9 protein-coding genes and 1 tRNA gene are annotated in these 13,312 nt (G+C 70.1%); 4 read left to right on the top strand and 6 right to left on the bottom strand.

The genetic code is table 11. From position 1 onward, the window contains the following. The first annotated feature begins 85 nt into the window (after positions 1 to 85). Positions 86 to 156 (top strand) — tRNA-Cys (locus ACIRSU_RS34230). Between the two features lie 57 nt (positions 157 to 213). On the opposite strand, the gene ACIRSU_RS34225 is transcribed toward ACIRSU_RS34230, so the two are convergent. The 6 genes from ACIRSU_RS34225 to ACIRSU_RS34200 form a co-directional block, all read right to left on the bottom strand. After that, positions 214 to 846 (bottom strand): hypothetical protein, encoded by a 633-nt coding sequence (locus ACIRSU_RS34225; protein ID WP_403800806.1) that lies wholly within the window; start codon positions 844 to 846, stop codon positions 214 to 216. A gap of 34 nt (positions 847 to 880) precedes the next feature. Further along, entirely contained in the window at positions 881 to 3,220 is a 2,340-nt protein-coding gene (locus ACIRSU_RS34220) for a hypothetical protein (RefSeq protein ID WP_403800804.1), read from the bottom strand. Between the two features lie 21 nt (positions 3,221 to 3,241). Then, complete coding sequence (locus ACIRSU_RS34215; protein WP_403800801.1) at positions 3,242 to 3,664, bottom strand: hypothetical protein; 423 nt, start codon at positions 3,662 to 3,664, stop codon at positions 3,242 to 3,244. A 593-nt stretch (positions 3,665 to 4,257) separates the two neighbouring features. Then, positions 4,258 to 4,923, bottom strand: coding sequence for a hypothetical protein (locus ACIRSU_RS34210; protein ID WP_403800798.1), 666 nt, complete (start codon positions 4,921 to 4,923; stop codon positions 4,258 to 4,260). Beyond that, a complete protein-coding gene (locus tag ACIRSU_RS34205) occupies positions 4,920 to 7,262 on the bottom strand; it encodes a hypothetical protein (protein WP_403800795.1) in 2,343 nt (780 codons plus the stop codon). Before ACIRSU_RS34205 ends, ACIRSU_RS34210 begins: the two co-directional genes overlap by 4 nt. Positions 7,263 to 7,300: 38 nt before the next feature. Then, positions 7,301 to 7,717 (bottom strand): hypothetical protein, encoded by a 417-nt coding sequence (locus ACIRSU_RS34200; RefSeq protein ID WP_403800792.1) that lies wholly within the window; start codon positions 7,715 to 7,717, stop codon positions 7,301 to 7,303. A 616-nt stretch (positions 7,718 to 8,333) separates the two neighbouring features. Between ACIRSU_RS34200 and ACIRSU_RS34195 the strand changes: the two genes are divergently transcribed. From ACIRSU_RS34195 to ACIRSU_RS34185, 3 genes are read left to right on the top strand one after another with little or no spacing between them, the layout of a single operon-like run. Beyond that, positions 8,334 to 9,002 (top strand): hypothetical protein, encoded by a 669-nt coding sequence (locus tag ACIRSU_RS34195; protein ID WP_403800791.1) that lies wholly within the window; start codon positions 8,334 to 8,336, stop codon positions 9,000 to 9,002. A 13-nt stretch (positions 9,003 to 9,015) separates the two neighbouring features. Continuing rightward, positions 9,016 to 11,226, top strand: a complete 2,211-nt coding sequence (locus tag ACIRSU_RS34190) for a PQQ-binding-like beta-propeller repeat protein (RefSeq protein WP_403800788.1) — start codon at positions 9,016 to 9,018, stop codon at positions 11,224 to 11,226. Between the two features lie 28 nt (positions 11,227 to 11,254). Then, on the top strand, positions 11,255 to 13,312 hold the full coding sequence (locus tag ACIRSU_RS34185) for a protein kinase (RefSeq protein WP_403800785.1): 2,058 nt from the start codon (positions 11,255 to 11,257) through the stop codon (positions 13,310 to 13,312).

Genomic DNA, 13,312 nt, shown 5'->3' with positions numbered 1-13,312 from the left:
GCCGTATGGCAGTCGCATTGCAGCCCGAGCGAAACCGTTGAGCCGCCGGGCGCCCCCCTCGTAACGTCTTTCTCGTCACCACAACGACCGTGTGCCCGAATGGTCAGGGGCTCGCCTGCAAAGCGAGTTACGTCGGTTCGATTCCGATCACGGTCTCGCGAGACGGGGGCGGCTCTCCAGAGGAGAGCCGCCCCCGTTCGTTGTCTTTCCTTGCTACTTGGGTGTGAGGACGGGGCGGTCGAGGAGGCCGGCGTTGTTCCGGCAACCGAGCTTCTTGACGACGGCGAGGGTGACGGAGTGGAGGATGGTGAGGTTGGCTTCGCGGACAGCGGGGGTGTCGGGAAGCTTGGACCGGTTGAAACGGAGCATCCCGATGATTCGGGCGTGTTCGTCCTCGGATCCCTTGAGCTGGGGGCTGGAACATTCGACGAACAGGTAGGCCGCCTTCGGTCCGGACTGCGCCTCCTTGCCCATGACGTAGGGATGCAGGTTGATGGCCTGGGTGTCGCCGAACAGTTCGTTGTCGCGATAGCGACCGAAGGAGATGTCGATCCGGTCCTGGTTGCCGGGAACCTGAACGTTGCACATCGCCCGACTCGGTGTCCGTCTCCATCCTTCGGCGTGGTCCTCGGTGAGTTGCTGCACCACTCGGTCCAGACCACCTCTGGGATCATGGACGAACTTCGCGGTCCCCAGCACCCTCTGAAGGGCACGGGCCCCATCGGGTGAGAGCGTGTCGTCGCACTGCTGCGCGGCTGTCGTACGCCACTCCTCAGGTTGCTCGCCACCGCCGCAGGCCGTGGCGAGGAGGCCCACGGCCAGCATCGAGGCGATGCGCTTGATCATTCGCCGTGTGGAAGTCCTCGCCATCGCCGCGTGATCAACTTGTCTGCGGAGCATTGCCGACCTTTCCGGCGAACGAATTGCCATCCGAATAGCCAATGCTCACGGACTCGATGAGGTCCTGCTCGAGGTCGCCGCTCACATGCGAACGGTGCTCCTCGATGAAGCGCGACATCGGCGAGTCGGCGCTGTGCCTGCCACCCAGGTAGACAGCCCTCTTGTCCTCGTGGAGCTTGTCCTCCGAGGACTCCTTGTGGTCGTCCACGGACTTGTCGGACCAGTCTCCGATGACCTGCCCCGCCAGCGTTTCCATGGCGCCGGAGCCAGTGTCGACCGCGAGCGGGACGACGATCGCCGCGGCCCCCGCCGCAGCGGCTGTGGCCGGCAGGAAGGCCACACCCGCTGCGATGGCGGCCGTGGTGCCGAACTCCACCCAGGCCGCCTTCTTCTCCTGCTCCTTCTGGTAGTCCTCGAGGGCCTTCGCGCCCTCGGCCTCGATCTGCTTCGCACGAGAATCGTCCAGCAGCCCTTGCAGGTAGCCGCCAGTGCGCACGGACTCTCGGGCATTCGCTTCGTTGATACGTCCGTCAGCCCCGACCTGGTCCTCCAGCACGCTGGTGGTGTAGAGGCGCTCAGCCGTGGAGATCGTGGCGTAGGCGTCCGGATGTTGGCCCAACGCGCTCAGGAAGTTGATCGCACCCTGCTGCCCGAACCCCGGGTGAAGCGCCAAGTCCGCGTGTGGCGCATAAACGCTTGATGGTTTGTTGTCCGTCAGAGCCCAGTTGAGGTCGTCGACATAGCCGGCAGCCATGTTGCCCAGGCTGTCCGCCATCGAGGACTGGTATTTCTTGAGGAGCCCTGCGTCACCGCCGTACTTGTCGACGACACTGGCCATGATCTGAGCCGTTGTCGCGTCCCTATTGAGCTCGGGCCTCGGGTCGTCCCACGCGTGCCCCAGCGTCGCCGCCTCCAACGCGTGACCCAGGGCATCGGGCGTGTAGTCCGCCGATTTCTTCATGGCATCTGGGTCGTGGCCGTCGATGTCGGGGAAGAACTCGTACTTCTCGTTGGCGAAGAAGTCGAGGTAGTTCCCGATGTCCTTGCCATCCTTGTCGTGGCCGAGGCTGAGCGTGCCGCCGACACTGCCGTCCCTCTCGTACGCCGTCGGCTCGGCCGAGAAGAACTCCTTCGCCGCCTCCGGGCTGTGCCCCAGCGCCTCCAGCATCGGAATCACCGGGTCGAACCCGGCGCCGTTCACCCCCGACGGGTTGAACGGGTCCGGGACCCAGCCGAAGTTCATCTTCTGGCTGCTGTCGAAGAGATGCGGCTCCTTCGCGTGCAGCTGCGTCACATGCTCGGCAATCGGTACCAGGAACTTCGGGTCGTAGTCCCCGTACCGCATGATCCCGCCGAGCAGCTGGTAGCCGTACGGCGGGCAGCTGTCGTACTTGGCGAGCGGGATGCGCTCCGCGCCGAGCCTCCGCATCTCGGTGGACCAGTGCTCGGTCCACCGGTCGCCGCCCTGCGTCGCCGTGGCGAGGTTGAGGCCCAGGTTCTTCTGCAGCGCCTGGACGTCCGCCAGGCGCTGCTTGTCCAACCGGCCCGTGTCGTCGTCGCACGTGTCGGTGGACAGCTGGCCGAAAAACGCCAGCGCGCCCTTGGGGCCGAGGCCGCCGTAGAACGCCCGGGAGAACTCCTTCGAGCCCTTGTTGTCGCCGAGCAGCTCGTTGAGCCGCACCAGCTCCTCGTGGGAGAGGTCGCGGCCCTTTCCGGCCAGGTCGACCGCGCGCTGGGCCTCCTCGGCGTCCAGGCTGGTGTACTTCGGCGCGCTGAAGTCGTGCTTGTCACGGGTGATGTCGGCGCGGAGGGCGTTCGCGCAGGCGACGTCGGCGTCGTCGCAGTTCTCGAGGATGGCGTCGATGCGGTGGCGCAGCGCCGCGATGTCGGCGCGCTGCTTGCGCAAGGCTTCGGCATGGACCTCGTCGTAGTCCGCGACCGCGTCCTTCGCCAGCGCATACGCCGCTTCGACGGTCCCGTCGCTCTTCACCACCAGGCCCTGGTGCGGCGCATCCGTCTCGACGATCTTCGTGAGGTCGTCCTTTGCTTTCCTGAAGGTCTGGTAGCCGTCCTGGAGGACCTTGTGGATGCCGTCGGCCGCCTTTGCCGCGTCCGCGAACTCCTTGGCCATCTTGGCGATGAAGGGCTTCGTCACCTCGGCGTTCACGCCGCGCCAGTCGTCGTCCCGGGCCTTGGCGGCCATCGTCGTGCGGGCGTCCTCGGCGAGCGTGTCCAGCTTGGCCTTTATCTCGGACCAGCGGTCGGCGGCGGCCTTCATCTTGTCGAGCGGCGCCTGGTACACGTTGTCAAAGGTCAGCACGGTGTGCCCCTCCCCGCCGGCTTACTTGAAGTACTCGCTGATCTTGGACACGGCGAGGGCCGTTCTGATCTCGTCGTCGTCCTTGGCGTGCGCCGCCGCGCTGTAGTCCAGGTGGTTGGAGATGTGCGCGCACGCGTCGAGCAGGGTGCTGAGCTGGGAGGACCAGGTCTCCTGGACCTCCGCCATCGCCGAACCCGTCCGGAAACCGTTCCTGGACAGCCCGCCCGCGGCCTCCGCCGTGTCGCTGCCCGCGTGCTTCCCGTCCTTCAGCAGCCGCCCGTGCAGCTCGTACGCGGCATGCCCGATCGCGCCCAGATGGTCCTGCCGCACCTTGAGGTCGGCCCCGCCGCCGCCCACGGGACCCGCGGGCGCCTGGTTCAGCCGCATGCTCACGCGGGCCGCGGCGGCGCTGCGCTCAGCGGCCCATTCCTCGTCGAACGACACGATTCCCCCCGGCGGTTACGCGCGTGGCTCGGTGGCTCGGTGGAGTCTTCCCTTCCGAAGGGCCGGAGTTTACTCATGCACACGAGGTGGGCGAGTCACCGACGTCAAGAACCGGCCTGCCAGGAGAGGACGTTCACCAAACCATCGACGGTCAGCCGTGATGCAACGCAGTCGCGGTGGGCACCGGCGGTGCGTCGTCGTAGCCGCAGTCGGAATCGTTACTGCGGCGCCCGTCAAACACAGCCGGCGGTGGTCGACCACCGCCGCGGCAACACACCTGACCGCATCGTCCAGGCGAGAAGGCGTGTACTCCGGACGTGTACCTGGTCGTCGCAAGACAGGCGCTTCAGCTTCGTCATGAGCCCGCCGCCGGCGTCGGCTCTGTGGGCTTGTCCTCGCCGCCGGAACAGGCGGTCGCAGACAGCAGCACGAGAGCGAGCGACGCGAACGCCTGTACCCCGGACTTGTACCAGGCAACCTTCGCAGCGGCTGTGCCCTCCGGTACGGGCTCCCCAGCGCCGCTCGAACACCCGACGAGCAGCACCACCGCGCAAGCCACACCGACGACACACCACCTGAGCGCCTGCCTCACCTCAGCGCTTCACTGCGGCCGGGACGCCGTCGACCAGTTCGGTGTTCTGGCAGCCGAGCTTCGCGGCCATGGCGCGGGCGGCGGCGTTCAGCACCGTGATCTGGTGGACGGCCGTGTCCTGGCTGCCCGCAGAGGTCTCATTCAACCGCTCCAGCTCGGCGGCGACAATGAGGTCTCTAGCCGGCCCAGGCGTACGGCAGTTGAAGAGGATCTTGGCGTAGCGGTTCGAGGACTCCGCCTCGGCGCCGGTGGCGAAGGACCGAAACGTCTGGTCATCGCGGGAGTGCGGGATGACCAGGGCCTCCCGGAAGACGATGTCGAGGGCGGACTCGCTGTCCCCCGCCTTCCGCAGGCGACAGAACGGGCTTCCGCTCGCCATCTCCTGCGGTGACAGCTTGCCGTCCGCCTCTTGCAATGCCTTCAGCGTGGCTTCCGGCTCCGACCGGTCGTCCGAGAGACCATCGCCGCCGACCAGTGCGGTGAGCGCCGCCAGCGTCGGCCCGCTCTTCGCGAAGCCGCCGCAGACCTCGGTGGCCGAGCGCCCTTCGGCCGCGGTGTCGTGCCCACCGGGGCCGGCGCCGTCGCCGCTGGAGCACGCCGTCAGCGACACGAGCGCAAGGCCGAGGATGAGGGCTGGCCTCAGCCGCCCGCTCAGGGGAGACCTCATGTCACCTTGCCGTCCTTCTTCTCGTCGTACGGGTCGGGCAGGGAGTCGTCCCTGACGTGCCCACGGCTGTCCTTCACGTACTTGGTCAGCTCTTCTTCAAGGTAATTGGCGTCCGCCGTACTCCACCCGTCAGCTCGCGCGTACGCCTGGCCGGGCATCAGCGCGTTCTGCTTACCCGTGTTCAGGGCCTCGTCCTTGAGGTCGTCCGACTTCTTCTTGAGGAGGTCGTCTTCCTCGTACTTCTCCGCGATGTCGTCGGCTTCCATGCCGATCAGCGTCGTCACGGCACCGCCCACGGTCTCGGCGGCCAGCGGCACCAGCGCGCCACCCGCTCCTCCGGTGAGCGCCGCCACGCCGCCCGCCGTGACGGCGCCGACGCCGAACTTGACCCATTCGGTGGTACGGCCGACGGCCTTCTTGTGCTCGTCGGAGTCGATCGCGTACTGCTGGTCGATCTGGTCCATCCGCGCCTTGTCGAGGATCGCGTGCGTCTCTGCACCGATCCTGAGGTTGGTCTTGGCATCGGTGAGATCGAGCTCTCGGGCCGGCCCTGAACCGGGCTTCGGTGCAACTTCGTCCATGACACTCGTGGTGTAGAGGGACTGCGCAGCAGACAGCGTCGCGTGTCCGTTCTCGCTCTGCGCGACAGTCCCCAGGAAGCTGACTGCGTCCTTCCGGTTCCAGAGCAGCGAGTCCTCGAACTCCTTGCCGAACCGCGGCTCACCCTTCTCGTTGTCCCGCGCGCCAAACGGCGAGTGCGGCATCTCCTGGGTCGACGTCTCGTTCTCCTGCTCCAGCGAGCGGTTGAACTCGTCGATGTACGCCGCGCCCATCTTCCCCAGGCTGTCGTCGATCCCCGGCTGCCGGTGCATGTACTTCGGGTCGCTTCCGTACCGCTCCACGACCTTCTGCATGACCTCCGCGTTGTCCTTCGTCCGTACGTCCTTCAGGCCCTCAGGGTCCGCGTCGTACGCGTGGCCGGTCGTCGCCGACTCCAGGGCGTGGCCGAGGGCGTTGTAGCCCGGCTCCTTCGACATGTCGCCCTTGTCGGTGAGCTCGTCGGGCCACTTGCGGTCCTTGGAGAAGTAGTCGAAGGCGTTGAGCTTCTTGTCGTCGGAGGTGTTGTCGGGCGTGAGGTCGATGTCGCTGTTGAAGAAGTCCGTCGAGGCCTTGGGGTTGTGGCCGAGGGCCTCCATCAAGCCGATCATGGGGTCCTGGCCCATGTCGCCGCCCTGCCAGTTGACGTGGTTCATCATGCCGCCGGTGGTGGCCCAGGCGCGGTCGGCGGGGAGGCGGCCGTCGTAGGTCATCTTGCGTTCGGTGGCGACGAGGCTGTTGCCGTAGTCCTTGAGGAACTTGTCGTCGAACTCGCCGACGCGCATCAGGCTGCTCATCACCTGGAAGCCGTACGGGTGGGTGCCGCGGGTCTGGATGGGCTCGGCGCCGGCCTTGATCAGGTCGGCCTTCCACTGCTCCATCTCCGGGCTGTGGGAGTGGGTCGCGGAGGCGAGCGTGAGGCTCCAGTTCTTCTGGAGTTCGGCCAGCTTGTCGCGGTGGTCGATGCCGAGGCGGGAGCCGTCGCTGGGGTCGCCCATGTCGGCCCAGTACTGCATGCTGCCCTTCGGCCCGACCTCCAGGGCGAACCGCTCGGCGAAGTACGGGTCGTCCGCGTTCGCCTTGAAGAGCGCGTTGAGCTTGTCGATGTCCGCCGGGGAGGCGTCGTCGCCCTTCTTGTAGATCTCGTACGCGGCCTTGGCGTCCTCCGCGTCCTGCGCCTTCGACGCCGCCTTGAGCGAGTCGTAGCTCGTGTCGGAGAAGTTGTTCTTGTCGCCGCCGACCAGGCCGCGCAGGGCGCGCGAGGCGACGTCGTCGGCGTCGTTGGCCTTGTCGAGGGCGGACTTGATCTCCGCGCGCGTCGCGTCGAAGTCGGCCTCGGTGGGCTTGGGGCCGTCGTAGTGCTCCGAGCGCCTGTCGGGGTGGATGAGATAGCCGACGGTGCCGTCGGCGTCGATGCGGATGCCCTTGGCCGGCGCGCCCTCGACCACCTTCTCCAGCGCGCTCTTCGCCGCCTTGAACTCGCTGCTCGCGTCCCGCAGGACGTTGCGGATGCTGGTGGCCTCGGTGAGGGCGTCGCCGAACTCCTTGGCGGTCTTGCGTACGAACGCCTGCGTGACGCCCGCGTTCTCGCCCTTCCAGTTCGCCTTGTCGGCCTTCACCCGCAGGCCGTTCTCCGCCTTCTCCTTCGTCTTCTCCAGCTTGGTCACCGTCTCCGACCAGGCCGTGACGGCCTCGTCGAGACCGCCGAACGTGGCGTGCAGCAACTGATCGAACTTCAGCATCTGAATCCCTCACCAAGGGCCGGGCGGGCGGCCGCGGCTTACTTGAAGTGGTCGTTGATCAAGGACACGGAGAAGTTGGTGACCAGCTGCTCCTCGTGGTTCACGTGCGTGATCACGGTGTCTTCGAGGTGGTTGTGGATGTGCGCGCACGCGCTCAGCAGCGTCTCCGCCTGCGTGCGCCACGTGTCCCACATGGTCCACATCGCCGACCCGGTCAGGAACCCGTCCTTGTCCAGGGCCTTCGCCGCCGTGTCCGTCTGCGCGCCGGCGTGGAACGCGTCGGCCTCGAACCAGTGGAACAGCTCCTGTGCCTCGTTGCCGACCGCCTTCAGGTCGGGGGCCGTCACGACGTAGTCGTCGCCACCGCCGCTTCCGCCACCGGGACCGTCCGGCACGCTGTTCAGCCGCATGGCCGCGGCCTCGCGCAACTGGCGCCACTCTTCGTCGAACGACATGCTTCCCCCGCGTGTGCTTCAGCTTCACATCAGCAAGCGTGTTGGGCTACGGAACGCGGCAATCCTAGTGCAGCAGGCCCCAAGTGGAAGCGCCTTCACGATCACCGGCCGATCACAACCAGTCCCGCTCGCAAATCCGGCAACTGCGCACATACGGAAGGGAGGTGGGCCGGCCGGTGGCAGGCAGACGGGTTCGTCGCACCGCGACCGCAGCCCGCGCACAGACGGATACAGCGTGAACCGTCCCCTCGTCAGGGCTTGGATAGGCTCCCTCTGCTCGGGGCGCACTACAGGGGGATCGCACATGGAACAGCCGTATCGTCTCGTCACCCGCCTGGATCCGCCCCACACCCCCTCACCGCCCCCCTGCCGACGCTTCGTCGCGCGGTCCACGGATCAGGGCACGGACCGTACGGTGCTTCTCACGGTCTCCCTCCCCGGCACCGACCCGACCCTGTTCCGGGCGGAGGCCGAGGCGGCACAGCGCCTGTCTGCCCCATGGACCTTGCCGGTGACGGAGATCGGAAGCGCTGGCGCCGGCGGAGGCGCGTGGTACGCCACCCCCTACGTCCCCGCGCTTCCCCTCCCCGTCGCCCTGGCCGTGCACGGTGGCCCCTTGCCGGAGAGGACGGTCCGGGTCATCGGCGCGGCCCTCGCCGAGACCCTCGTCGCGCTGCACGCCCACGGCGTCACGCACGCGGGAGTGTCCCCGGCGGCCGTGCTGCTCACGGCGGACGGCCCGCGGCTCACCTGTTTCGGCGCGGCGCGGACGACGGACCGCAGTGAGACGGCCGACCGCATCGAGACGACTGGCCGCGTCGAAGCCACCGACCCCATCGATCGGGAGGCGCAGGCCCCGGAGCGGGCGACGGGCGGGCTGCCGCGGCCGCCGGGCGACATCCACGGACTCGGGACGGTGCTCGCGTACGCCGCGACCGGCCACGCCGTCCCGGAGCGCGACGAACTCCCGCCCGCCCTGCGCCCCACGATCAGCGCCTGCCTGACCCGCGACCCGGCACACCGGCCGGACGCCGCCGCGCTGTTCCCGGCGCTCGCGCCGCCGACCCCGCACGGGACGGTGCTCGGGTCGGCGTCGTCGCTGCTCGCACCGGGCTGGCTGCCGGCCCGCGTCGTGGCGGCGCTGGCCCACCAGTCCGCGGCGCTGCTCTCGGCCGAGCTGACCGAACCCCACCGGACCTCGACCCCGAACTCGACCCCGAGCTCCACCTCGAACTCCACCCCGAGCCACACCCCGAACTCCACCCCGAACTCCCCCCGGAACTGACCCGGAACTGACGATGCTCTCGCCTCTCACGCACGACGACCCGTCGGCCATCGCCGCGTACCACCTGCTCGCCCGGCTCGGCTCGGGAGGCATGGGCACGGTCTACCTCGCCCGGTCGCCGGGCGGTCGTACGGTCGCCCTGAAGACCCTGCACGCCCGCCTGGCCGCCGACCCGGCGTCCCGCACCCGCTTCCGCCTGGAGACGGACGCGGCCCGCGTCATCGGTGACCGGCACGGTGCGGCCGTCTTCGACGCGGACCCGCTCGGCGAGACGCCGTGGCTGGCCACGGAGTACGTCCTCGGCCCGCCCCTCGACGAGGCGGTGGCTCTCGCGGGCCCGCTCCCCGAGCCGACGGTCCGCGCCGTGGGCGCCGCACTCGCCGGGGCGCTGCGGCAGCTGCACTCCTCCGACGTGGTGCACCGCGACCTGAAGCCGTCCAACATCCTCGTCACGGCCCACGGCCCGAAGCTGATCGACTTCGGCATCGCCCGTGCGGCCGGCGACGACCGTCTCACCAGCACGGGCACGGCGGCCGGCACCCCCGCGTACATGTCGCCGGAGCAGGCCTCGGGCCAGGAACACACCCCGGCGGGAGACGTGTTCGCCCTGGCCGGTGTCCTGCTCTTCGCGGCAACCGGCCGCGCGCCCTTCGGTACGGGCGCCCCGGCGGACCTGCTCTACCGCGTCCGCTACGCCGACCCCGACCCCGAGGCCCTGGCCGCCCTCCCACCATCCCTCCGCCCTCTCCTCACCTCCTGCCTGGCCAAGGACCCGGCGGCACGCCCGACCACCGACGCGCTCGTCGCCGAACTCCACGACGGCCACGGTGAGTTCGCCGACCATCTGCCGGCCCCCGTGCTCACCGCCATCGCCCGTCGCGCCACCGACGTATGGCACCCCCTCCCGGCCCGGCTGCCCGCCCCGGCGGAGGATCCGTACGCACGGACGGCGGCCGCGTCGCCAGCGCCTTCCGCGTCCCGCACGGCGCGTCTCTCCCGCCCGGCGCGTCTCTCCCGCCGCGGTTTCCTCGCTCTGGGCGGGGGCGCCGTGCTCGCCGCCGGCACCGGAGCGGGCGTCTGGGCCTGGCAGCGCGAAGAGCCCCGCCCCCAGCCCGAGCTGCCGACCGCTCCCCCGCTCGGCCCGGCCCCGGCCTCGCTGTGGAGCTCGAACATGGCCACCCCGAGCGAGGACGAGCGCGCCTTCCCGATGGTCGTCGGCGACCAGGTCGCACTGGTCGCCGGGGTGGGCGTCGTGTTCAACGACGTGGCATCCGGCCAGACCAACGGGGTCTGCTCGGTGGAGACGACCCCCTGGACCGCCGTCTCCGACGGCGACGCCGTACTCGTCGTCCCCCGCAAGACGGAGGCCGTCCACCACGACCTGGTCGTGCACACCGCCGACGCACAGCGGTACCGGCTGCGGCAGCCTGGCATCAAGGTCAGCGGCCTCAACGCCAACATGGCCGCGACCCAACTGCTGTGTGCCGCCGACGGGGTGCTCTACCTGGCCGGCGCGACCGGCACCCGGACGGCCCCGGGCTCCCATGTCCTCCTGGCCGTCGACACCCGCACGGGCAAGGAGTTGTGGCGCACGGCGTTCGGCACCCCCACGAAGGACGACCGCCGGATGGTCGCGGCCGCGGCGGTCCGCGGGAACCGGCTGCTCACGTTCGAGGTGGACAACGAGTTCGGCGACACGACCCGGCTCGCGGCCCGCGACACGCGGACCGGGGCGGTCCGCTGGCAGAAGGACCTCCAACTGCCCCACAAGGCGGCCGCATCCAGCCTGCCCTGCCTGGACGAGACCCATGTCTACGTGGGCGGCGCCGACCTCTCGGCGTACCGGCTCGACGACGGCACCGCGACCTGGCAGCAGCGGATCGCCGGGACGATGCCGTTCTCCGCGCCCGCGCTCCGGGACGGGACGGTGTACTCCGTCGCCGAGGGTGGTGCGTACGCCGTGGCGGCGGACTCCGGGACGAAGCTCTGGCAGGAGCGCGCCGCCGCGACCGACCCCGCCCTCCCCACCACCGATCAGTGCCTCGCGGTGGGCCCGGGGCAGCTGTTCTACCGGTCGGAACTCGGCCTCACGGCAGTGGACCTGAAGAGCCGGCGCCGGTCCTGGGTCTATCGGACGGATGCCGACCACCTCGTGGAACTGCGGGGCAAGGGGCGGATGTTCGGAGTCGGACAGGGCTTTCTGATCGCCCTGCCGCTGAAGTGACGACGACCATGACAGGACGTGACACCCCGTGAATCCCCTCGGCTTCGGCGACCCGCTCCGGCTCGGTCCGTACCGGCTCATCGGCGTGCTGGGCGAGGGCGGCATGGGCAAGGTGTACCTCGCCGCCGGAGCGGACGGCCGCCCCGCCGCGGTCAAGGTCCTGCGCCCCGAACTCGCCCACGACCACCACCTGGCCCAGCGTTTCGTACGGGAGGCGCGCACCGCCCAGGCGGTCACGAGCCCCGGCGTGGCGCAGGTCCTCGGCTCGGAGATGGACGGCGGGCGGCCCTGGATCGCCACCGAGTTCCTGGCCGGCCCCACCCTCGACCAGGCCGTCGACCGGCACGGTCCGCTCGACGAGCCGACCGTACGGGCGCTGGCCGCGGCGCTCGGCACGACCTTGCGGGACATCCACGCGGCGGGACTGATCCACCGCGACATCAAACCGGCCAACATCGTGCTCACCTCGGACGGCCCCCGGGTGATCGACTTCGGCATCGCCCGCCCCGAACACGGCCTCACCCTCACCACCACCGGCCAGATCCCGGTCACTCCCGGGTACGGAGCCCCCGAGCAGGTGCTCGGCCGGCGGGTGACAGGGGCCGCGGACGTCTTCTCCCTGGGCGCGGTGCTCGCGTACGCCGCCACGGGCCGGAGGGCGTACGACGGACCGCACGTGGCGGCCGTGCAGTACGCGGTCGTGCACGAGCAGCCGGACCTCACCGGCCTGCCGCCCGCCCTGCATCAGCTGATCGCCCCCTGCTTCCAGCACGACCCGGCGCTGCGCCCGACGCCCGAGCAGATCGCCCAGGCCTTCGGGCCGGACCGGAAGGCGCGCGACGTGTGGCGCCGGGGACCGTTGCGGGAGGAGGTGAGGCGGCGGGAGGCCGAGGTCCGCCGGCACACCGCGGCGGCCGCCGCGACCGCGGTGGAGTCCGCCCCGAACCGGCGCCGATTCCTCGCGGTCTGGGGTGCGGGCGGCGCCGCCGTCCTGGCCGGCGGCGGAGGCACCGCCTGGTGGCTGGGCGGCCGGGAGGAGTCCGCGCTGCCGCCGGCGTCCGACGCCCCGGACGCCCCGCTCCTGGAGCAGGTGAACGCGGGCATTCGCCCCACCCCCCTCTGGGGGCCGCTCGACGCCGCCGCCCCGGGCCCGCTCCCGGCCCCGGTGGTGCTGCGGGACGTGGTGATCCTCGCGGCACGGGACGGTGGGCTCACGGCCCTGAAAGTGGTCGACGGCTCGACCAAGTGGACGCTGCCGAGGCTGTCCGCCCGCGCCCGGCAACTCGCCGTGAACGAGGACGACTTCGCCGCCGCCGACGAATCCGGCAGGCTTGTCGTCCACAACGCCTCCACGAGCGCCGAGCGATGGTCGGTGCCGGACGCGGACGTCGCGTTCCTGCTCGCCGCCGCGCCCGAGGGCATCTACTTCCTCACCGCCAAGGGGCAGCTGCGCGCCGTCGACACCGCCACGCGGCGGATCCGCTGGACGGTCGCCTCTGACGAGAGCGCCGGGGACACCACGGGCCCGCTCGCGGCTGTGGGCCGGGGCCGTCTCGTCCTCTCGGGAACGGGCGGCGACCTCACCGTTGTGGACACGGTGACCGGCCGGACGGCCTGGCAGGTGAAGGCCCAGTCGACGCGGCCCCTCCAGCCGGCCGTCGAGAACGACACGGTCTACCTCGGCGGCCGCACTCTCACCGCCCGTACCCTCACCACCGGCGAGCGGCTCTGGGCGCTGGACGGCCACGGCGAGTGGGGCCCGCCGGCCCTCGACCCGGCCGGCCTGACGGTGACGAACGGAGGCCTCGCCTACCGCTACCAGAAGGACGGCACCCGCGACGAACTGTGGATCGTCACCCTGAACAGCCCCTACCCCTCCCAGCAGCCCCCGGTCTCCCAGGGCGACTGCATCTGGGTGATCGAGGGCGACTCCGGGACCGCCGGTGTCTCCGGCCTCTCCAGGTCCCGCAAGGACCGAGTCTGGACGTACGAACCCGGGAACTCCGGGCCCTGGGCGATGACGGCGGCCGGGAACCGGGTGTTCCTCGTCAGCAGGGGCAAGGTGGTGGCGATGCCGACGTTCTGA

Source organism: Streptomyces sp. NPDC101160 (genome assembly GCF_044768205.1).
Classification (GTDB): Bacteria; Actinomycetota; Actinomycetes; order Streptomycetales; family Streptomycetaceae; genus Streptomyces.
This window is presented reverse-complemented; position numbering and strand designations above follow the sequence as displayed.

Excerpts from the sequence above, each read along its gene's own strand:
- ACIRSU_RS34210 (WP_403800798.1), bottom strand. The coding sequence starts at position 4,923 with ATGAGGTCTCCCCTGAGCGGGCGGCTGAGGCCAGCCCTCATCCTCGGC.
- ACIRSU_RS34200 (WP_403800792.1), bottom strand. The coding sequence starts at position 7,717 with ATGTCGTTCGACGAAGAGTGGCGCCAGTTGCGCGAGGCCGCGGCCATG.
- ACIRSU_RS34190 (WP_403800788.1), top strand. The coding sequence starts at position 9,016 with ATGCTCTCGCCTCTCACGCACGACGACCCGTCGGCCATCGCCGCGTAC.
- ACIRSU_RS34205 (WP_403800795.1), bottom strand. The coding sequence starts at position 7,262 with ATGCTGAAGTTCGATCAGTTGCTGCACGCCACGTTCGGCGGTCTCGAC.
- ACIRSU_RS34225 (WP_403800806.1), bottom strand. The coding sequence starts at position 846 with ATGATCAAGCGCATCGCCTCGATGCTGGCCGTGGGCCTCCTCGCCACG.